This window comes from Pseudarthrobacter sp. DSP2-3-2b1 (assembly GCF_049895945.1).
Classification (GTDB): Bacteria; Actinomycetota; Actinomycetes; order Actinomycetales; family Micrococcaceae; genus Arthrobacter.
The window spans coordinates 89703-109640 of the sequence record NZ_JAFCTI010000005.1 but is presented as its reverse complement, the minus strand read 5'-3'; the positions used below and the strand labels follow the sequence as shown (position 1 = coordinate 109640).

Annotated in this window: 23 protein-coding genes; 13 read left to right on the top strand and 10 right to left on the bottom strand. The window is 64.7% G+C overall.

Annotated features, from left to right (window positions below; all coding sequences use genetic code 11):
* Window positions 1-50 precede the first annotated feature (50 nt).
* Window positions 51-1352: a lytic transglycosylase domain-containing protein gene (locus tag ACP7AX_RS08235; RefSeq protein ID WP_426226067.1), complete on the top strand. Its 1302-nt coding sequence runs from the start codon at window positions 51-53 to the stop codon at window positions 1350-1352.
* Window positions 1353-1376: 24 nt separating this feature from the next.
* On the opposite strand, the gene ACP7AX_RS08230 is transcribed toward ACP7AX_RS08235, so the two are convergent.
* Window positions 1377-1757: a cupin domain-containing protein gene (locus tag ACP7AX_RS08230; RefSeq protein WP_426226066.1), complete on the bottom strand. Its 381-nt coding sequence runs from the start codon at window positions 1755-1757 to the stop codon at window positions 1377-1379.
* 149 nt (window positions 1758-1906) lie between these two features.
* On the opposite strand from ACP7AX_RS08230, the gene ACP7AX_RS08225 reads away from it, so the two are divergent.
* Genes ACP7AX_RS08225 through ACP7AX_RS08215 form a run of 3 tightly spaced genes read left to right on the top strand, consistent with a single transcriptional unit; the run spans window position 1907 to window position 3276 of the window.
* On the top strand, window positions 1907-2269 hold the full coding sequence (locus ACP7AX_RS08225) for a TraR/DksA C4-type zinc finger protein (protein WP_131684012.1): 363 nt from the start codon (window positions 1907-1909) through the stop codon (window positions 2267-2269).
* A gap of 3 nt (window positions 2270-2272) precedes the next feature.
* Window positions 2273-2800: a DNA alkylation repair protein gene (locus ACP7AX_RS08220; protein ID WP_426226065.1), complete on the top strand. Its 528-nt coding sequence runs from the start codon at window positions 2273-2275 to the stop codon at window positions 2798-2800.
* Window positions 2801-2835: 35 nt separating this feature from the next.
* On the top strand, window positions 2836-3276 hold the full coding sequence (locus tag ACP7AX_RS08215) for a DUF1810 domain-containing protein (RefSeq protein ID WP_426226064.1): 441 nt from the start codon (window positions 2836-2838) through the stop codon (window positions 3274-3276).
* Window positions 3277-3371: 95 nt separating this feature from the next.
* On the opposite strand, the gene ACP7AX_RS08210 is transcribed toward ACP7AX_RS08215, so the two are convergent.
* Window positions 3372-4265, bottom strand: a complete 894-nt coding sequence (locus ACP7AX_RS08210) for a glucose 1-dehydrogenase (protein ID WP_131684015.1) — start codon at window positions 4263-4265, stop codon at window positions 3372-3374.
* Window positions 4266-4453: 188 nt separating this feature from the next.
* On the opposite strand from ACP7AX_RS08210, the gene ACP7AX_RS08205 reads away from it, so the two are divergent.
* Window positions 4454-4645 (top strand): DUF1918 domain-containing protein, encoded by a 192-nt coding sequence (locus ACP7AX_RS08205; RefSeq protein WP_108599271.1) that lies wholly within the window; start codon window positions 4454-4456, stop codon window positions 4643-4645.
* A gap of 55 nt (window positions 4646-4700) precedes the next feature.
* The gene (locus ACP7AX_RS08200; RefSeq protein ID WP_426226063.1) at window positions 4701-5237 is read left to right on the top strand and encodes an NUDIX domain-containing protein; all 537 of its coding nucleotides are present in this window, start codon (window positions 4701-4703) and stop codon (window positions 5235-5237) included.
* Here the strand turns inward: ACP7AX_RS08200 and ACP7AX_RS08195 are convergent.
* Entirely contained in the window at window positions 5231-5908 is a 678-nt protein-coding gene (locus ACP7AX_RS08195; RefSeq protein WP_131684017.1) for an endonuclease/exonuclease/phosphatase family protein, read from the bottom strand. The two genes, ACP7AX_RS08200 and ACP7AX_RS08195, sit on opposite strands and share 7 nt — an antisense overlap.
* 157 nt (window positions 5909-6065) lie before the next feature.
* On the opposite strand from ACP7AX_RS08195, the gene ACP7AX_RS08190 reads away from it, so the two are divergent.
* Complete coding sequence (locus ACP7AX_RS08190; RefSeq protein WP_131684018.1) at window positions 6066-6869, top strand: acyl-CoA thioesterase domain-containing protein; 804 nt, start codon at window positions 6066-6068, stop codon at window positions 6867-6869.
* On the opposite strand, the gene ACP7AX_RS08185 is transcribed toward ACP7AX_RS08190, so the two are convergent.
* Together ACP7AX_RS08185 and ACP7AX_RS08180 are read right to left on the bottom strand one after the other, a co-directional pair.
* Complete coding sequence (locus ACP7AX_RS08185; protein WP_426226062.1) at window positions 6866-8563, bottom strand: SulP family inorganic anion transporter; 1698 nt, start codon at window positions 8561-8563, stop codon at window positions 6866-6868. The genes ACP7AX_RS08190 and ACP7AX_RS08185 overlap by 4 nt on opposite strands.
* A 25-nt stretch (window positions 8564-8588) precedes the next feature.
* Entirely contained in the window at window positions 8589-8882 is a 294-nt protein-coding gene (locus ACP7AX_RS08180) for a DUF2177 family protein (protein WP_131684020.1), read from the bottom strand.
* On the opposite strand from ACP7AX_RS08180, the gene ACP7AX_RS08175 reads away from it, so the two are divergent.
* The gene (locus ACP7AX_RS08175; RefSeq protein ID WP_426226061.1) at window positions 8875-9666 is read left to right on the top strand and encodes a lipoate--protein ligase family protein; all 792 of its coding nucleotides are present in this window, start codon (window positions 8875-8877) and stop codon (window positions 9664-9666) included. The genes ACP7AX_RS08180 and ACP7AX_RS08175 overlap by 8 nt on opposite strands.
* Window positions 9667-9703: 37 nt before the next feature.
* Here ACP7AX_RS08175 and ACP7AX_RS08170 read toward each other — a convergent pair whose 3' ends face one another.
* From ACP7AX_RS08170 to ACP7AX_RS08160, 3 genes are all read right to left on the bottom strand, one after another.
* Window positions 9704-10345 (bottom strand): MBL fold metallo-hydrolase, encoded by a 642-nt coding sequence (locus tag ACP7AX_RS08170; protein WP_426226060.1) that lies wholly within the window; start codon window positions 10343-10345, stop codon window positions 9704-9706.
* Window positions 10342-11427 carry an S-(hydroxymethyl)mycothiol dehydrogenase gene (locus ACP7AX_RS08165; protein WP_426226059.1) on the bottom strand — a complete coding sequence of 362 codons (1086 nt, stop codon included), beginning with the start codon at window positions 11425-11427 and terminating at the stop codon, window positions 10342-10344. The genes ACP7AX_RS08170 and ACP7AX_RS08165 overlap by 4 nt, the downstream gene beginning before the upstream one ends.
* A gap of 84 nt (window positions 11428-11511) precedes the next feature.
* Entirely contained in the window at window positions 11512-11769 is a 258-nt protein-coding gene (locus ACP7AX_RS08160) for a mycoredoxin (RefSeq protein ID WP_108599279.1), read from the bottom strand.
* A 118-nt stretch (window positions 11770-11887) separates the two neighbouring features.
* Between ACP7AX_RS08160 and ACP7AX_RS08155 the strand changes: the two genes are divergently transcribed.
* The gene (locus ACP7AX_RS08155) at window positions 11888-12637 is read left to right on the top strand and encodes an SOS response-associated peptidase (RefSeq protein WP_426226058.1); all 750 of its coding nucleotides are present in this window, start codon (window positions 11888-11890) and stop codon (window positions 12635-12637) included.
* A 29-nt stretch (window positions 12638-12666) separates the two neighbouring features.
* Here ACP7AX_RS08155 and ACP7AX_RS08150 read toward each other — a convergent pair whose 3' ends face one another.
* Window positions 12667-13089, bottom strand: a complete 423-nt coding sequence (locus tag ACP7AX_RS08150) for a VOC family protein (protein WP_426226057.1) — start codon at window positions 13087-13089, stop codon at window positions 12667-12669.
* Window positions 13090-13108: 19 nt separating this feature from the next.
* Here ACP7AX_RS08150 and ACP7AX_RS08145 point away from each other — a divergent pair, with 19 nt between their 5' ends.
* Window positions 13109-13429, top strand: coding sequence for a chorismate mutase (locus ACP7AX_RS08145; protein WP_131684025.1), 321 nt, complete (start codon window positions 13109-13111; stop codon window positions 13427-13429).
* A 31-nt stretch (window positions 13430-13460) separates the two neighbouring features.
* On the opposite strand, the gene ACP7AX_RS08140 is transcribed toward ACP7AX_RS08145, so the two are convergent.
* Window positions 13461-13850, bottom strand: coding sequence for a hypothetical protein (locus tag ACP7AX_RS08140; RefSeq protein ID WP_131684026.1), 390 nt, complete (start codon window positions 13848-13850; stop codon window positions 13461-13463).
* Between the two features lie 142 nt (window positions 13851-13992).
* On the opposite strand from ACP7AX_RS08140, the gene ACP7AX_RS08135 reads away from it, so the two are divergent.
* The 3 genes from ACP7AX_RS08135 (at window position 13993) to thrS (ending at window position 19924) form a co-directional block, all read left to right on the top strand.
* Window positions 13993-14313 carry a DUF6504 family protein gene (locus ACP7AX_RS08135; protein WP_426226158.1) on the top strand — a complete coding sequence of 107 codons (321 nt, stop codon included), beginning with the start codon at window positions 13993-13995 and terminating at the stop codon, window positions 14311-14313.
* Window positions 14310-17798 carry a DNA polymerase III subunit alpha gene (locus tag ACP7AX_RS08130; RefSeq protein WP_426226056.1) on the top strand — a complete coding sequence of 1163 codons (3489 nt, stop codon included), beginning with the start codon at window positions 14310-14312 and terminating at the stop codon, window positions 17796-17798. The genes ACP7AX_RS08135 and ACP7AX_RS08130 overlap by 4 nt, the downstream gene beginning before the upstream one ends.
* Window positions 17799-17914: 116 nt before the next feature.
* Window positions 17915-19924, top strand: coding sequence for a threonine--tRNA ligase (gene thrS / locus ACP7AX_RS08125; protein ID WP_426226055.1), 2010 nt, complete (start codon window positions 17915-17917; stop codon window positions 19922-19924).
* Window positions 19925-19938: the final 14 nt, after the last annotated feature.

Genomic DNA, 19938 nt, shown 5'->3' with positions numbered 1-19938 from the left:
GTTGCAGGTCAGGGGCGGAATGCCTTATATGCCGGGTAGGCTCACAAACTATGTCGCGTTTTCTCCAAAAAGTGAGGCTGCCTGCCATTGCAGGAACCTTGGCGCTGGCCTTTGCCGCCTCGTTATCAATCTTGCCCGCCCACGCCGGCGGCGAAGCGCCACCCGGTGGGTATCCGTCGTGGCAGGACGTGGAAAACGCCAAGCAAAGTGAGGCCGGGAAAGCCGCGGAGGTCACCCAAATCACTAACCTCCTGGGAGGTCTCCAGGAGCGCGGCGAAGAACTGGGGACCGCCGCCGTCAGTTCTGCGGCCGAGTACGCGGTCGCGGAAACAGCCCTGCAGGCCGCGGGTGCACGATTGGACGAACTGACCGCCCAGACCACCCGCGCCACCGCCGAGCTGGCACAGCACAGGAAGGACATCGGAGCGCTGGCGGCCCAGTCCTACAAGACCGGCGGCACCAATATGGGCTTCTTCGTGGCCTTGGATGCCGTGCAGACCAACAGCATCCAAGGCCTCAACATCGTTCAGATCGTGAGTGACAAGACAGCCACCCTGGTGAGTAAGGCCTCAGCTGCCGAGCGGGTGTCGCAGGCTTTGGCCGGGCAGGAGAAGGCGGCCAGGGCGGAGCGTGAGCGGTTGTCAGGAGAGGCCAGGAACAAGCTCGACGCCGCCAAGTCAGCCCAGGAAGCCACGGCCCGTCAGATCAAGGAGCAACAGGACCACGGCCAGGAGCTCACCGCACAGCTTGCATCCCTCAAAGGGACAACGGCGGCCGTGGAAGGTGAATTCAGGCAGGGCCAAGCAGCCCTCGCCGCGTACGAGAGTGCCCAGGAAGCCAAGCGCGCCGCGGCTGCCGAGCAGGCACGCCAACAGGCGGAGGCGGCTGCTGAGGCGGCCGCCCTGGCAGCCGCCCGGAAACCAGTGAACCCCGCGCCGGTGGCACCCGTTGCACCACCGCCGGCAGCACCGGCTCCCGTTCCAAGCCCGACGCCGGCTCCGCCACCCGCCGTCGTCGTGCCATCAATACCGGGCGGCGCGGTGAACGATCCGGCCGGCGCGAAGAGCTACGCCTCCGGGCGGCTGTCCGCCTACGGGTGGGGCCAGGACCAGTTCCAGTGCCTGGCCCAGCTGTGGACCAAGGAATCCAACTGGCTGACCACAGCCACCAACCCGTATTCGGGCGCTTACGGCATCCCGCAGGCGCTGCCGCCCGGAAAGCTGGGCTCTGCCGGGAGCGACTGGCTCACCAGCTACCGGACGCAGGTGGACTGGGGCCTGGCCTACATCTCGGACAGGTACAAGTCACCGTGCGGTGCCTGGAGTCATTCGGTTGCCAACAACTGGTACTGACGGCCCGCCGCGGAGGGCGGCCCGTCAGGTTCCCGGCGCCTTCGCGAATTCCGCCGCGCTGAGGAATTCAATACCCACGAAGGGCTGGTCCCCGTCCACCCAGGCGTCGTGTCCGGGCGGAATGGTGTAGGAATTGCCGGCGGTAATGCTGATGCGGTTGCCGTTCGTAGTCTCAACGCTGAGCGCTCCGGACACGCAATAACCAACATGGTTGTTCTGGCACGAGTCGGTCTGGACTACGGGCTTGATACAGTCTGACCAACGCCACCCGGGCTTGAAGGTGAAGCGTCCCACTGTGTAGTCGCCCAGGCTGACCACGTCCACTTCGGTTTTGTCCGGACGGCGCTTCTCATCCGGAGTGTCGTGGGACTTCACTGCCAGCTGGGTGACGATATTTGTAGGCATGGCGCTGACTTTCTCTGCGGGATTTGTGCCCATCAGCTGTCCGTCCCTGGCTGCCAGGCAGCATCTGAGGCGCTTACGACTGCCAGCATGCTCCTGCTGCCGGCGGTTGTCGAGCCCCTTCAGGCGGGCGCCGGGGCTAGGCTTTCCCCATGGCTGACTTCGAACGGTTCCGGCTCCTCCTCGAGGACGAGCGCGCCCGGAAACTTGCCCTGCTGCCGGCGCTCCGGGCCGATATTTCCTCGGCCAATGCGGCCCGCCAGGATTCCAATGTGGACGACGAACACGATCCCGAAGGTGCCACCATTGCCTTCGAACTGTCCCAGGCGGCCGCTCTGCTGGACCAGAGCACTTCCGGGCTGGCCGAAGTCGAAGCCGCGCTTCAGCGGATCGTGGACGGCAAATATGGGATCTGCGCCGTCTGTGGTCAGCCCATCGCGGAGGGCCGCCTGGAAGCGCGTCCCTGGACGATGTTCTGCATCAACCACGCCGCTGCCGGGCGCTACGGACGGTAAGCCATGAGCCAGAGGGTGCAGGATGCGGCGGCCTTCATTGACACCACGCTGCAGAACGAGGGCTCGTGGTACCGGGCCGATGACGTGGAAAACAGGGTTGACGGTGCCCTGGCCTCCTACGGGGCTTCAGTAGGGGCCATCCGCGGGACGGTCCGCGATGCCACGCGGAAGTTCAAAGACCTTGACCACGACGAAGTTACGGCACTCGCTTCCGTGCTTTGGGGCCAGCCCGGCCCCGGCCGGCGGCCCGTCTTTGAACGCAGGCTGGCGGCGGTGGTTCTCCTGCAGTCACGCGCTGCCCTGCTGCGCCATTCGGATTTGACCCGGGTGGAGGGGTTCATCCGTACCGCGCGGACAGCTGAGCTGGTGTCACCGCTCGTTGCAGACGTGGTCCGGCCGCTGTTGGCCACCCTGAAGGGCAAGGACAGGCAGCGCGCCGAAACTGTCGTTGGCCGGTGGCACCAGGATCCGGACGAGTGGATGCGCCACGCCGCCACACTGACGTCCGGGATCACCGCCGAGACCGCCTAGACTCAGCCCGAACCGCTTGAACTGAGGAGACAAAGATGAATGACCCCTACAACCTGGAACGCTTCGTTGAAGCCCAGGACAACTCCGGGACCTACGGCCAGGCGCTCGGAGAGCTGCAGCTCGGACAGAAGACGGGCCACTGGATGTGGTTCATCTTTCCCCAGTTCGCGGGGTTGGGTACGAGCCCCACGTCCGTCAGGTACGCCGTCACCTCGCTGCCGGAAGCGCAGGCCTACCTCAAGCACGAGGTCCTGGGCCCCCGGTTGCTGGAGTGCGCAGCGGCGATTACCACCCACGCCGGCCGGTCCGCCGCAGAGATCCTTGGCAGCATTGATGCCAGGAAACTGCAGTCCTCAATGACCCTGTTCCTGCGCGCCGCCCCGGGTGAGACCGTGTTCAAGACGGTACTGGCGCAGTTTTTCGACGGCGAGCCTGATCCCGCCACCGACGCACTCCTCGCGGAGGCCAGGGACTGATCACGCGCTGAAAAAACAACGAAATAACAACGACGACGGTGCGCCCCCCTGCTGGAGCACGCCGCCGCCGTCGGTCTTGTGTTTGCCCTCCCGTGTCAGGGCGAGGGCGTCCCGCCGTTAACGTTCAGGGTTTCGCCCACGACGAAGCTGGACTCGGCGGAGGCGAGGAAAACGTACGCCGGAGCGAGCTCGGCAGGCTGGCCGGCGCGGCCCAGGGGAGTGGACTGCCCGAACCCGGGCAGTTCGTCCTTCGGCTGGCCGCTGCTGACCTGCAGCGGCGTCCAGATGGGTCCGGGGGCCACTGCGTTGACGCGGATGCCCTGGGGCGCCAGCTGCTGGGCAAGGCCTTTGGTGAAGTTGTTGATGCTCGCCTTGGTGGTGGCGTAATCCAACAGCGTGGGGGAGGGATTGTAGGCCTGGATTGACGTTGTGTTGATGATGGTGGACCCCGCGGGCATGTGCGGAACGGCGGCTCGGGTGAGCCAGAACATCGCGTAAACGTTGGTCTTCAGCGTGTGATCGAACTGTTCATCGGTGACATCGGCGATGGATTCCTGCGCCACCTGCTTCCCGGCATTGTTGACCAGGATGTCCACGCCGCCCAGAACCGCGACAGCGGTGTCCACCAGTTCCTGGCACACCGAGGCGTCCTTCAGATCGCCGGGCACCTTGATGGCTTTTCGGCCCGCTGCCTCGATCAGGGCTGCAATCCTGGCGGCGTCCTCTTCTTCTGCCGGCAGGTAGGACATGACGACGTCGGACCCCTCGCGTGCGAACGCGATGGCCGTCGCTGCTCCAATGCCGGAATCCGCCCCGGTCACGATAGCCCTGCGCCCTTCCAGCCGGCCGGTTCCGCGGTACGTTTCCTCGCCCAGATCGGCTTTGGGCTCAAGCTCCGCGTCCAGGCCAGGCTCCGGCTGGTGTTGGACCGGCGGTGAGATTTTTTCGTAGGCCGTCACGGGGTTCCGGAAGGTGTACTGATCGGTCATGGTATTCCTCCTGTTGACTGTGGCCTCAACCGGCAGGCGGTTCGCCTGGACCAACGAAAGCTAAGCATGCTTAGGGTCCCACCCTAGGCAATGGGATGGCCCGCTGCCAACCCCTGCACGGATCGGAAGGGTCCGCCCCTGTTCCTGCTGAGCCGTCAGTCGTAATCTGGGGCTTGGAGGTGATTGCCATGGAGGCAGCGCAGGGTGACAGGATCATCGTCCACGGGAGGACCGTAGGGGCCTCGGACCGGCACGGGGTGATCCTGGAGGTGAGGGGCCAGGAAGGCCATCCACCCTATCTGGTCCGCTTCGACGACGGCCACGAAACGGTGATGTACCCCGGCGGCGATTTCGCCGTCGAGCGCGGTCACAGCAGCTGACCGTCAGCGTGCGGCGTCCGCTGCGCCGGGGCAGGGCACCTGTCAGACTGGAGTTATGGATCATTCCTTGGCTGCCACGTCTCCCGGTGCAAATCCACATGCCAGGCCCCCGCTGACCGGTCCGCGGGATCCCGGAGACGCGTGGGTGGAGGGTGCCCGCGGGAAGTTCTGGGGCAGGTTCGGTGCCGCAGGCGTTCTGGCCTATGACCCCGGCAAAGGCGTCCTGCTCCAGCACCGCGCCCTTTGGAGCCACAACGGCGGAACCTGGGGCCTCCCCGGTGGGGCGCTGCACCAGGATGAGGACGCGATTACCGGAGCACTCCGGGAGGCGCACGAGGAAGCCGCGGTACCGGCCGCGGACGTGACCGTCCTCTTCAGCTCAGTGCTTGACGTGGGTTACTGGTCCTACACCACCGTAGTGGTGCAGGTGACACGGCCGTTTGACCCGGTGATCAGTGATCCCGAAAGCCTCGAACTGAGCTGGGTTCCGGTCCCGGAAGTGCACGGCAAGGAACTGCACCCCGGTTTTGCGAGGTCGTGGCCCGAGCTACGGCCGCGGTTGCTTGACCTGTCCTCGAAGCTGTCTCAGTAGTCCTTGCCGTATTCGGCGCTGACCAGGATAGGCAGGTGGTCTGACTTGCCGCGCGGCAGGGTTTCCACGCTCTCGATGTCCAGGCCCAGGGATGTAGCAAAGTCGAAGTGGCCCTTGAAGAACTTGTACCGGGTGTAGGTGCGGCGGTCACTGAGGGACAACGCGTACCCCGTCTCCTTCATCTGGGTGTGGAGATTCTTGGTGAAGAACGGGTAGTTGAAATCGCCCACCATCAACGTCATCAGGCCGCTGCCCATGCTGAGCAGTTCTGCGTGGGCGGCGTGGATCTGCTTGCGCCGCAGTGAGTTGGATGCGGTGAGGGGTGCGGCATGGAAAGAGCCGATCACCAGCTCGTGCTGGGTTTCATTGTCCACAACACGTGTGCCGATCAGGCGCTCATGGGCAGGGGCCAACACCCTGTCGTGGAGGGACTTTTTCAGCGCGAAGGACTGCGTGTCAAGGGCAGTGAACCTGCTGGTGCGGTAGTAGATGGCAAGCCCCAGCCGGTTGCCCCTGGTGGAGTCCGCGAGATGCAGGGGCCCCAGAGTTTGGGGCAGATCGCTCGAATCGACCTCCTGCAGGCACAAGGCGTCGATATCGAAATTCCGCGCCAGGGCGAGGAGCTCGCCGCTCGCTTTGTGCTCGCGAAGGTTGTAGCTGATGACGCGCATTCTTGGAACACCTCTTCAGAGGGTTGTTGACAGGACCAGGTTTGAGTCTACCCAGCCGGCGTTCGTGCGCGCCCGCATTACGTGACGTCAGGCACAAGTCCCTGCGCCACCGGTAGAGTTAATCCTCATTCACCCGGTACCGCAGGAAGGCCCCACTTTGACCAAGGATCTGCCAGAGCTGGCTGACGGCTTCTTCTACTATCAAGCGTTGGGCGGCGGCCGCTTCCGGTCAACCATCCATGCCCAGGGTGCCTGGAACATCCACGAACAGCACATGGCGCCGGCGTCGGGACTGCTGGCCGACAGCCTGGAACGCCACGAGCCCCGCGCTGACATGCGGATGGCCCGGCTGAGCTACGAGATCCTGGGACTGATCCCCGGCGGGGAGTTCCATATCGAGACCACCACCCTTCGGCCGGGCCGGACCATCGAGCTCCTGCAGGCAGAACTGATCGCCAACGCCCGGGTGGCCATCCGGGCCACCGCCTGGCGGATGGTCACCAGCGATACCTCGGCAGTGGCAGCCATCGAGGACGCCGCCATACCCGCGCCCGATGAATGCAAACCATACGACGGGCCCAGCGTGTGGCCGGGCGGCTACATCCGGTCTCTTGAGATGCGTGCCGCCGACGGCCACCGGCCCGGTGCCGGAAAGGTCTGGCTGCGCACCGAGCACCCCCTGACGGACAAGGCGGACAGCGGAGATCTGGCCCGCCTCATCGGGCTGGTGGACACCGCCAACGGGATCGCGGCCAGGGTCCCCCCGGGAAAGGACAGCTACGCGTTCCCCAACCTGGACCTGCAGATCCACATGTACCGCAGGCCCGTGGGCGGATGGCTGGGACTGGACAATGCGGTGTCATTCGGCGCCGACGGCATCGGCCTGACCTCCACGGTCCTGCACGATCTCCAGGGCCCCTTCGGGCGTGCCGAACAGATCCTCACACTGCGCAGGACCTAGTCCAGGCCTGTTTCCTTTTTGTAGCTCCGTACCGCGTTGTGGATGGTCGGGTAGAAGTGGTCGGTGGTGAACCGGGCGGCAGCCCCGAAGCGGGTCAGCCTGTCCTTGACCGGCCCCTTCATCTCCGCGAAGACCAGGCTGATGCCCTCCTTCGCCAGTTCGTCGTCGAGCTGGACGAGTTCGTCCAGGGCCGTGGTGTCCAGATCCGTGATGGGTTCAGCGGCCACGATGACCCGCCGCACCGGCGTGGGGGCCTCGGTCACCAGGGTGCGGATGTGTTCGGTGAACACTTCACCGTTGGCAAAAAACAGCGGCGCGTCAAAACGGGCAATGACGAGGCCTTCCACCCGCTGGCCCTCCGGATGCCGGGTGATGTCGTGGAAGCCGGGAACATCGTCAAGGCTGGCAAGCTCCGTGCGGTAGGGATCCCACGCCCGGCGGACGAAGGCCATCAGGGACAGGCCAATCGCCACGACGATTCCCTCCAGGACCCCGACGAAGGCCACGCCCAGGAAAGCGGCGATGAGCAGCAACGCCTCGGTCTTGCTCATCCTGACCAGGCGGAAGAGCGCTTTGACGTCAACCAGCGATGAAGCTGCCACCATCACCACTGCGGCAAGTGTGGCGGTGGGCAAAAAGGCTGTCACTCCGGGCGCCGCCACCATAAAGACCACCACGATGGCAGCGGCCACGATACCGCTGAACTGGGTCCGGGCCCCGGCGTCGAGAACAAGGGGTGTGCGGGAGGAGCTGCCGCACACGGGGAACCCGCCGAGCAGCCCACTGGCGGCGTTGGCGATGCCCAGGGCCCCCATCTCGTGGTTCCCGTTGACCTTGATCCCGCGGCGGGCGGCGAGGCTCTTGGAGAGTGTGGAGGTATCGGCAAAGGCGATGAGGGCAATGCCCGCTGCCGGGGCAATGAGCGAGAGGACGTCGTCCACACTGATGCCCCCCAAGGCAGGTGATGGCAGGCCGGCAGGCAAAGCGCCGACCAGCGGCAGTTGTTCGGCGGTCAGGTTCAATGCTGCTGCGGCCGCGATGGACGCCGCCACCGCAACCAGCACGGCTGGGATCTTCCACGGGAGGAGGCGCCCTAGGATCATGGTCACCAGGGTGCCGGCCCCGAAGGCCAGTGCCGTGAAGTTGACATCGCCCCGGGCAACGGCGCCGGCGGTTTCTGTTAAGCGCCCCACGAGGGAATCGGAATCGACAGAGATTCCCAGCAGGCGGGACAGCTGGCTCACCATCACCGCCAGGGCAATGCCGTTGAGGTAGCCGATCCGGATCGGTTTGGACAGCAGGCCGGTCACGAACCCCAGCCTCAGGACCCGCCCGGCAAGGAGGAAGACACCGATCAGGATGGCAAGCGTGCCGGCCAGGGCCACTGCATGGTCCGGGTCCCGCCCGGCCAGGGGAAGGATTGCCGCCGCGATCATCGGCGCGAGTGACGAGTCGGGACCCAGGATAACCACCCGGGCCGGTCCGAACAGGGCGTAAAAGAACATGGGGACCACTGAGGCGTAGAGGCCTGTCACCGCTGGGAGCCCTGATGCCTCGGCGTAGGCCATGCCGGCGGGAATCAGCGCCGCACTCAGCGCGGCCCCCGCGGCAAGATCAGACTTCAGCCACGAAAGCTTGTACTTGCGCGCCACCCCAATGGCAGGGACTGCCTTGCTGATCCAGTCGCTGCGCAATCAGGGCCTCCGGAAGTAGTTGTGGTCAGGCAAGCGGCTGGTGGCCGGCAGGGGTGGATTCCTGGCTGCATTCCGCCGTTACCAGAGTGGGCAGGTGGAACCAGTTCCTGAGTCTATCCACTTGGAAGGCCAGCGCGGCCCATGGCAGGCGGCTGCCAGGTGTGTCAATGAGCCAGTGGGCTACGGCGTACCCTAAATGTGGCTTGTCTGCCGGCACTTCACCGATGTGGCTGCGGTAGAAAGGGTTCATCAGCTGCGGCCAAACGGCGTCAATGGCCGCGAACGCAACGGCGACAACAAGGAATTGCAGTATGACCATGAGGGAGCTAAGCAAGATGCTGGAGGGCCAGGCGGGACCCCGCACGCTCACCGTGGTGCGGCAGGACCGTTCACTCGGGGCCGCGCGGGACCTGGAATTTGGGCTGGAGCTGCTGAGCCAGGCAAAAGCCGGCCGCATCGGTCCCACCCTGAGGTTGTACCGGCCGGCACCCACCGTCGCTTTCGGCCAGCGTGATACCCGCCTGCCGGGCTTCGACGCCGCCGCCCAGGCCTGCCTGGACCTGGGTTTTGAACCCCTGGTGCGGAAGGCCGGGGGCCGCGCTGCCGCCTATCATGAGGGCACCCTTGTGGTGGACCACATCGAACCCCATGCCGATGCCATTGCCGGTTCCAAAAGCCGGTTCGGTTTCTTCGGCGAATTGCTGGCGCAGGCCCTGCGGAGCGTCGGGGTGCAGGCAGCTGTGGGAGAAATCCCGGGGGAGTACTGCCCGGGCGAGTTCAGTGTGCACGGCATCCATGCCGCTGAGCCGGCGCTCCGGGTCAAGCTGGTAGGCACGGCCCAGCGCGTGGTGAGCGGCGGCTGGCTATTCAGCTCAGTGATCGTGGTGGAAAATTCCGCGCCCATCCGCAGGGTGCTGACGGACAGCTATGCAGCCCTGGGCCTGGACTGGGACCCGGCCACGGCCGGTGCGGCCAATGACCTGGTCCCCGGCCTGAGGGTGGAGGATATCCAGGACGCTGTCATCGCTGCGTACGCGGGCCACGCTTCCCTCAAGGATGCCGGATTCAGCAGCTATGCCGGGGTGACCGGAGGGGAAGCGTAGCCCGCGCCGTTGTGGGGCGGGATCGCCGGGCGGGCTGTCAGTGGCCCCGGGCGATCCATTCCTCGAGGTGCGGAGCTTCCGCGCCGATCGTGGTGGTGTCCCCATGGCCCGTGCGGACCACGGTCCCGGCCGGAAGGGGCAGCAGCCAGGTCCGGATTGAATCGATGATGGTGGGGAAGTCGCTGTAGGACCTGCCCGTCGCCCCCGGACCGCCCTGGAACAGGGTGTCACCGCTGAAGACGGTGCCTTCGCCGTCGGGCCCGTCCGCCAGGTGGAAGGACACCGAACCCGGCGAGTGCCCGGGGGTGTGCAGGGCCTTCAGCTGTGCGCCGGCCACCTCGAACACGTCGCCGTGGCTGATATCGACGTCGGGATCCACTTCGGGATACACGCTGTGCCAGAGCATCCAGTCTGCCTGGTGAAGGTGGATGGGGGCCTGGATGAGGTCCCGGAAGTCACCCACTGACCGGATGTGGTCGTCATGGCCGTGGGTCAGCAGGATGGCCTTCAGGGTCCGGCTGCCCACTGCGGCGGCAACGGCCTTGGCGTCGTGGGCGGGATCGATGACAACGCATTCCTCGTCGTTGCCCACAATCCAGACGTTGTTGTCCACGTCCCACGTGCCGCCGTCGAGCGAGAATGTTCCTGAGGTGACCAGGCGGTCGATCCGGAGGCTCACAGTTCCACCACCGATCGCAGGACCGAACCGGAGTGCATCTTCTCGAAGGCTTCCTCCACCTGGTCGATGGTGATCCGCTCGGTGACGAAGGCATCCAGGTCCAGCTTGCCCTGTTTGTAGAGGCTGATGAGCATGGGGAAGTCCCTTGACGGCAGGCAGTCGCCGTACCAGGAGGACTTCAGGGATCCGCCGCGGCCGAAGACGTCCAGCAGGGGAAGCTCCAGCGTCATTTCCGGGGTGGGGACGCCCACCAGGACCACGGTGCCGGCGAGATCGCGGGCGTAGAACGCCTGCTTGTACGTTTCGGGACGGCCGACGGCGTCAATCACCACGTCAGCGCCGAAGCCGCCGGTGAGCGCGCGGATCTTCTCCACCGGATCGTTTGCGGAGGAGTCAACCGTGTGGGTGGCGCCGAGCTCCGTGGCGCGTTCCAGCTTTTTCGCGTCGATGTCCACCGCGATGATGGTGGTTGCGCCCGCGAGCGCGGCCCCTGCGATGGCAGCCACGCCGACGCCGCCGCAGCCGATGACGGCCACCGTGTCGCCGCGTTTGACCCCACCGGTGTTGATGGCGGCACCCAGCCCGGCCATCACGCCGCAGCCGAGCAGCCCGATCGCGGCAGCATCGGCGTCGGGATCCACTTTGGTGCACTGGCCGGCGGCCACCAGCGTCTTTTCGGTGAAGGCGCCGATTCCGAGGGCGGCGGACAGTTCGGTGCCGTCCTCGAGCGTCATCTTTTGGGTGGCGTTGTGCGTGTTGAAGCAGTACTGGGCCTGGCCGCGCTCGCACGCACGGCAGTTGCCGCAGACGGCCCGCCAGTTCAGCACCACCCGGTCACCCGGGGCGACGTTCGTGACATCAGGGCCGACGGCGTTGACCACGCCGGTTGCTTCGTGGCCAAGCAGGAACGGGAAGTCATCGCTGATGCCGCCGAGCTTGTAGTGCAGGTCGGTGTGGCAGACGCCGGAGGTGATGATGTCCACGAGGGCCTCACCCGGGCCGGGATCCGGGACCAGGATGGTCTCCAGGGTGACCGGGGCACCCTTGGAACGGGCTACAACACCTTTGACTTTATGGACCACGGAAGGCTCCCTTAATGCAGATAGACAGAACGGGACCAACACGGATGTTGGTCCCGTTCTGTCTACCACATGTGCGGGAGGGAGCTAGGCTGCGAGCCGGCTCTTGACCTCCGCCAGGGACGGGTTGGTGGCGGCTGTGCCATCCGGGAAGAGCACGGTGGGGACGGTCTGGTTGCCGCCGTTAAGCTGCTCCACGAGCTCTGCCGTGCCCTCCACCTCTTCGATGTTGATCTCCGTGTAGCCGATGCCCTGCGCGTCCAGCTGCTTCTTGAGCCGGTTGCAGTAGCCGCACCAGGTGGTGGAAAACATGGTGATGGTGCCGTTCTCGGGGGTAAAGTCCACGGAGCTCTCCTGAATTCGTTGAGGGGTTCGTTCCTGTCAACGGTAACCCGCAGCGGGGTATTCCCCGGTGCGGGTGGCTCCGGATGACAGTGCCCGGCAGTGATGGCAAGCTGGAGCCATGTGTGGACGCTATGTGATGGCACGTGCCGTGGGGGATCTGCTGGCGGAGTTCGACGCTCAGCTGGAAGAGGACGTGGAGCTGCCGCCGTCATGGAACGTGGCACCCACGGACGGCGTGCCCATTGTGCTGGAGCGCCTGAAGGATGATGCCACGGTGCGGCAGTTGCATGTGGCCCGGTGGGGCCTGGTCCCGTCATGGGCCAAGGATCCCGGCATTGGCGCCAAGATGATCAACGCCCGGAGCGAGACCGTGCTGGAAAAGCCGGCGTTCCGCAAGGCCGTCCAGTCCCGCCGCTGCGCCGTACCGGCGGACGGTTATTACGAGTGGAAGCAGGGCACCGGCAAAGCCAAACAGCCCTACTACGTCCACCCGGGCAAGGGGAGCGGCCTGGTGTTCGCCGGCCTGTACGAGTGGTGGAAGGATCCGTCCAAGGCAGAGGGCGAGCCCGGACGGTGGCTGCTTTCTACATCGATCCTGACGGCGGACACTCCTCCGCCCGGTGCAGAGTCCACCGTGTTCGGCAAACTCACGGCCCTGCATGACCGGGTACCGCTGCCCATGGACCGCGCCACGATGGAGTCCTGGATCGACCCGCAGATCGACGACGCCGCGTTCCTCGTGGACCTGGTCCGCGCGCACGTGAAAGAAGTGGCAGCGGACTGGCGCGTGGATTCCGTTGGCCGGGAGGTGGGAAACGTCCGCAACAATTCGCCGGAACTCATCCGCCCGGTGGAGGCACTCTTCTAAGGCGCGGGCCGTCTTAGGCGCGGGGCCCGCTAAACGATGACGTCGCCGTCGTCGTCCACTGCCCAGGTGGGGTTGTATGCAACTTCCCAGCGGAAGCCGTCCGGATCGGCGAAATAGCCGCTGTATCCTCCCCAAGGCTGGGTGATCGGCTCGGCAACCGTACTTGCCCCGGCTGCCGCGGCTTCAGCCAGGACCTGGTCCACTTCCTCCGTGCTGGCAAGGTTATGGCTCAGCGTGATGCAAGGGACCCGGCCGGGGGCGTCAACGCCTGCCTCGGCCTGCATCTGCCGGGCGTCCCACAGCGAAAGGACCAGGCCGCGGTTGACCTGGATAAACACCACGTCTCCGGGAATCTCGCGGTGGATGGGCCAGCCAAGGCCTTCAACATAGAACCGGCGGGAGGCCTCAACGCTGCGGACACCTAGTGAGATGAGGTCGACTCTGGGCTGCATGCTTCGATACTGTCAGATCATGGCGACAATACAAGGAAACGAACGGGACGCTTTGGCCGACAAGGAGCAGCTCGCTGCCGTGCGCATTGCGGTGGACGAGGTTGACGATCAAATCGTCACCCTGATCGCGCGGCGTGAACGGCTGATCCGGATTGCCGGCACCCTGAAGGGGGACGACGCAGAAGTCCGTGCTCCTGGCCGGGTGGAACGGGTTATTGAGCATGTCCGGAGCGCTGCTGAGAAGAAGGACATCGACCCGGACATCGTGGAGTCCACGTACCGGGCCATGATTTCGGGCTTTATTGAACTCGAGCTCAAGGTCCACAAAGAAACCAGCTGAGCCTTCGAAGCACTTATGCAGTGCTTCCCTTTTAGAGCGCTTCCTCGACCGGGAAGCCACCCTGGAAATCGCGGCCGTCGGCTTCGCTGAACGCCGTCATGAAGTGCCCTTTGCCAAGCCCTTGGATGGCAGCCATAGGGAAGTTTCCCGTGATGGTGTTGCCCGAATGGGTCACCCCGGACAGGTCATAGTTTTCCTCGGTGGTCTGGTCATGGCAGAACGAGTAGAAGGCGATAGCCTCCCCGTTCAGGAATTCAATACCCAGCCGTCTTTGCGAAGAATGGTCAGGACTCGACGCCACCAGTCCCACAACATACGCACCCGCCCCCGGTATATTGCCGTCGATATCAAAGTCGGCCACGAGGGTCTCGTCCTGGGCTTTGATGCTTACGTGCTTGAGGAGTGCGTCATGGGAGCTCATGGCACAATCCTGCCCTCCTGCTGGCCGTCCGTCCACCCCCGTCTAGGTTTTGCGGTGGCCCCGGCGTAGACTTCATTTATTCGAATACATATTCGAACGAATCATTGTGAACGTCTGCATCAGCCGGCTCCGGGAGGCACCCATGGGTATGTTCAGCGAGTCTGTGGACGTCCGCTGCAATCCAGCCGGTCAGCCGCTGGAGCTCTTTTGGGCCGGCCGGCACTACCTGGTGTGCGCCGAGCCTTCGCGGTGGTACGAACGCCGCCAATGGTGGGCCGAAGAAAGCCGCGCACCTCTTGGCAGCGGGCCCGGCCTGGTTGACCACGAGATCTGGCGGGTCCAGGTCCAAACTGCTCAAGGGGATACGGCAGAGCTGCTCACCCTTGACCTCACACGGCACATCGGCAGCGGCCGCTGGAGGCTGTTGCGGATCCACGACGCCCTCCAGCCCAAAACAGCATGACCTTTACGCACCTCCATGTTTCCACCGCTTTCAGCGCGCATTACGGCGTTTCCTGGCCCGACGAACTGGCCCAGGCCGCCGCCGCTGACGGCGCCACTGCCCTTGCCTGCACTGACCGTGACGGCCTCTACGGCACAGTCAAACATCTCAAAGCCTGCATGGCTGCGGGCATCGATCCAGTGGTGGGGGTGGACCTTGCGGTCTTCGACGACGACGGCGATCACCGTACCCAGCTCGCCGGGCGCGTGGTGGTCCTGGCCAGGGGCAACAACAACGGGGCAGGCTACCGGGCGCTGTGCCGGCTGGTGTCAGATGCCCATGCCCGCACCTCAGGTAAAGCCGGGGGAGCTGTGCCGGTGGCCGTCACCCGCGCTGAACTCGCCTCACGCACGCTTGATCCGAAAACCCTGAAACCGGTGCTGACCGTCCTGATCGGCCCTGATTCCGACGCCGGCCGGGCCATGGGAGGCAGGCGGTACCTGCTGCCCCGCACCCTTTTCAAGCGGTGGGTCGAGGCCATGCCTGCTGGAACCCTCGTTGCCGAGGTCGTATCCCAGCTCAGCGCCCCCGGAGCGCCCCTGAGCACCTCCCATGCGGTGCGCATGCTGAAGCTGGCGGAAGAACACCACGTCCCTGCGGTGCTTACCAATGCAGTGCGTTACTGCGCAGAGGACGGTGCCGCCACAGCGGACGTTCTCGATTCAGCCCGGACGCTCAAATCCCTGCCTGAACTTGCGGCAGAACCCCTCCTTCAGCCCAATGGGCAGGGCTGGCTGAAATCGGCAGGGCAGATGCTGCAGCTGGGCAAGGAAATCATCCATGCCGCCGGGTATGGCACAGCTGACCTTAAACAGCTGATGGCCCAGACTGAGGCGCTCGCCGATTTCTGCAGGATCGATCCGGTGACGGACATGGGCTGGAAGCAGCCGGTGGTCCCTGAGGCTTCCGTCATTGGAATAAGCCAGGACCCGCACCTGGAACTGGTGCAACGCTGCGAAGCAGGAATCGGCCGGCGCTTCCCGGGGATTTCCGGCTCTTCCCTGCAGGAGATGCGCCAACGGCTGGACCACGAGCTGGGCATCATCCTGAACCTCGGGTTCTCCTCCTACTTCCTCACCGTGGCTGAAGTGTCCCGGATGATCCAGGACATGGGGGTCCGGGCTGCTGCCCGGGGGTCAGGTGCCTCCAGCCTGGTCAATTACCTGATCGAGGTCAGCCATGTTAACCCCCTGCAGCACGACCTGATCTTTGAGCGGTTCCTGTCCCGGGACCGGGCCACCCTTCCGGACATTGATATCGACGTCGAAAGCGCTGAGCGGCACAATGTCTACCGCAGGATTTTTGACCGGTTCGGCGCCGAGCGTGTCACCCTGATGAGCATGCAGAACGGGTACCGGGCCCGCGGTGCGGTCCGTGATGCCGGGATGGCGTTGGGCATGGACGAGGGCGATGTCGGGGAGATCGCCAAGCAGCTGTGGCGGTTTTCGGCCCGGAAGTTCCGCGAAGCCCTGGCGGAGAAGCCTGAGCTCCGGGAGTTCGCCGGCAGGGTGGAGCAGCGGGACTTTACCGAAAACCAGCAGCTTGATCTGCTGGTGGACCTGACGGAACGGCTGGACCGGCTGCCCCGCCATATTTCCATGCACCCCTGCGGTGTGATCCTGGGAGACGCCACCCTCCTGGACCGGACCCCTGTCCAGCCCAGCGGACTGGGGCTGCCCATGAGCCAGTTCGACAAACACGACATGGATCCCATGGGGATGCTCAAGCTCGATGTCCTGGGGGTCAGGATGCAGAGCGCCATGGCCTTTGCCGTCCGGGAAGTGATCCGGATCCATCCCTCCAAAGCAGAGGTGGTGGCGGCAGGCAGTCATCCCACGGCCCCGGATGGAACCGGGCCGGATTACATCGCCGAGAACGGCCTGATCGACCTCAATGCTGTTCCGCTGGACGACGAACCCACGTACGAACTGATCCGCAGCACCCACACGCTGGGCTGTTTCCAGATCGAGTCACCCGGCCAGCGTGAACTGATCGGCAAGATGGCGCCGCGTGAATTCAACGACCTCATCATCGACATTTCGCTGTTCAGGCCCGGCCCGATGAAATCCGACATGGTGCGTCCCTTCCTGGAGCACCGGCACGGGTTCGCTCCGGAGGTCTATCCGCACCCTGACCTGAAACCGGTGCTGCAGGAAACCCATGGAGTCACCGTCTTCCATGAACAGATCCTCAAGACATTCGATGTGATGACCGGCTGCGGACTGGCCCGTGCTGATGAGTTCCGCCGGGCGCTTGGAAACGAAGTCCTCGAACTGAAGGTTGAAGAGTTCTTCCGCAAGGAGGCCCGGGCAAAGGGCTATTCCCCCGACGTTGTGGATAAAGTCTGGGGCACCCTGAAGGCATTCGGCAGCTTTGGCTTCTGCAAAGCCCATGGAGCCGCATTTGCCGTACCCACCTACCAGTCGGCCTGGCTCAAAACCCACCATCCCGAGGCTTTCCTCGCCGGCCTGTGGGAACACGATCCCGGCATGTATCCCAAACGGCTGCTGGTGGCCGAGGCCCGCAGGCTTGGCATCCCCATCCTGCCGCTGGACATCAACCGCAGCGACGCCGAATACAGGGTTGAGCGGGTCGCTGACGGTCCGGACAGCGGGAAGCTGGGGATCAGGCTAAGCCTGAACGGTATTTACGGCCTGTCAGGTACCGAGCTCAAACGGATTGTTGCCGGCCAGCCTTATGACTCCCTGGCGGACCTCCGGGCCCGGTCCAGGCTGAGCAAGCCGAGTATCAACAGGCTCGCCCAGCTGGGTGCCTTTGATTCCCTGCACCGGGAATCAGGCGGCGCAGCAAACCGTGCAGACCTGGTCCAGCATCTTCAGAAGCTGCAATCCGCTGGAGGAACCAGGAAGGGCCGCGACGTTATGGAGGGCCAGCTATCCCTGCCGCTGGGGGATGTGGAACTGCGGAACGTCAAGCCTGGACTGCCTGCACCCACCCTGGTGGAAAAGGTCCGGGCAGAGCTGGACCTGATGGCCATCGATGTCAGCGGGCACCTGATGGACAGCCACCGGCCCATGCTGGACAGGCTTGGGGTTACCACCGCGGACAAGCTCCTGGGGCTGCGCAACGGCACCGAAGTTCTGGTGGCTGGAGTGCGTATCGCCACCCAGACCCCGCCCATGCGTGGCGGGCGCCGTGTGGTTTTCATCAGCATCGATGACGGCACCGGCTGCATCGATTCCGTGTTTTTCCATGAAGCCCAGGAACAGGCCGGGCTCCTGTTGTTCGGCACCAGGCTGCTGCTCATCCGCGGCACCACCAGGCGAACAGGCCCGCGGGGAATCAGCCTGAGCGCCAACATGGCCTGGGACCTGAGCCGCGTGGAAACCCTGCCTTTCCCCGCGTCCCGGCCCCGGACCGCCGATGTCCCGCACCCGCTGGACGGTATCAGCCGGAGCCTGGCCATCACGGGGATGGGCGGCTGAGTGCCCGCGGGTCCCGTTGGTCGGCCTCCCGCGGAACCGATAGCATTGACGATGGCTGGCTGTGGTCCCCGTATGCCGCAAGCTATGAAGCCTAAAACTTTGAATAGGAGACACCCGTGTCAGATGCCCAGCAGATCACCCTCATCGTCGATGGCGAAGAGACCAAGGTGACTACCGGGACAACCGGTGCGGAACTCTTCTTTGAGCGCCGCGATGTTGTTGTGGCCCGCGTCAACGGCGAGCTGAAGGACCTTGACCAGGAACTGCCCGAGGGCGCCGAAATCGAGGCCGTCACCATCGGTTCCCCCGACGGCCTCAACGTCCTGCGCCACTCCACAGCCCACGTCATGGCCCAGGCAGTGCAGCAGCTGCGCCCGGACGCCAAGCTGGGAATCGGCCCGTACATCACTGACGGCTTCTACTTCGACTTCGATGTCGCCGAGCCCTTTACTCCCGAGGACCTCAAGACCCTCGAGAAGATGATGCTCAAGATCGTCAACCAGAACCAGAAGTTCGTCCGCCGGGTGGTCAACGAGGACCAGGCCCGTGAGGCCATGAAGGACGAGCCCTACAAGCTGGAACTGCTGGGCAAAAAGGACGAGGCCGCCGAAGCAGGCGAAGGCGTCAACGTTGAGGTCGGCGCCGGCGACATCACCATCTACGACAATGTGGACCGGAAGAGCGGTGACAGCGTCTGGTGCGACCTCTGCCGCGGGCCGCACCTGCCCAACACCAAGCTCATCTCCAACGCCTTCGCGCTGACCCGTTCCTCCTCCGCGTACTGGCTGGGCAACCAGAAGAACCAGCAGCTGCAGCGGATCTACGGCACCGCCTGGCCCACCAAGGATGAGCTCAAGGCCTACCAGGAACGGCTCGCCGAAGCCGAACGCCGCGACCACCGCAAGCTCGGCGTAGAGCTTGACCTGTTTTCCTTCCCGGATGAACTGGGCTCCGGCCTGCCGGTCTTCCATCCCAAGGGCGGCATCATCCGCAAGGAGATGGAGGACTACTCCCGCCAGCGGCACGTCGAGGCCGGCTACGAGTTCGTCTACACCCCGCACATCACCAAGGGCCACCTGTACGAGGTCTCGGGCCACCTTGACTGGTACAAGGAGGGCATGTTCCCGGCGATGCGCGTCGACGAGGAACTCAATGCCGACGGCACCATCCGCAAGCCGGCACAGGACTACTACCTCAAGCCGATGAACTGCCCCATGCACAACCTGATCTTCCGTTCCCGCGGACGTTCCTACCGCGAACTGCCTTTGCGGCTCTTTGAATTCGGTGCGGTGTACCGCTACGAGAAGTCCGGCGTGGTCCACGGCCTGACCCGGGTCCGGGGGATGACCCAGGACGACGCCCACATCTACTGCACCCGCGAGCAGATGAAGGACGAACTCACCAAGACCCTGAACTTCGTCCTGGACCTGCTCAAGGACTACGGCCTGAACGACTTCTACCTGGAGCTGTCCACCAAGGACCCGGAGAAGTACGTCGGAGACGACGCCGCCTGGGAAGAAGCCACCAAGACCCTTGCCGAGGTCGCGGAGGAATCCGGGCTTGACCTGGTGCCGGATCCGGGTGGGGCTGCCTTCTACGGACCTAAGATCTCCGTGCAGGCCAAGGACGCCCTGGGCCGCACCTGGCAGATGTCCACCATCCAGCTGGACTTCAACCTGCCCGAACGGTTCGAACTGGAATTCCAGGCCGCCGACGGCACGCGCCAGCGCCCCGTGATGATCCACCGCGCACTCTTCGGTTCCATCGAGCGGTTCATGGGTGTCCTCACGGAGCACTACGCCGGAGCCTTCCCCGCCTGGCTCTCACCGGTCCAGGTAGTGGCCATTCCGGTGGCCGAGACGTTCAATGACTACATGTTCGACGTCGTTGACCAGCTCAAGGCGGCCGGCATCCGTGCCGAGGTGGACACGTCCTCAGACAGGTTCCCCAAAAAGATTCGCACCGCCAGCAAGGACAAGATCCCCTTTGTCCTGATCGCCGGCGGCGACGACGCCGAGGCCGGAGCGGTGTCCTTCCGGTTCCGTGACGGCAGCCAGGACAACGGCGTGCCAGTGGCCGAGGCGGTCAAGCGGATCACAGAAGCCGTCCGCAACCGGACCAGCTAGCGGAAACGGACACA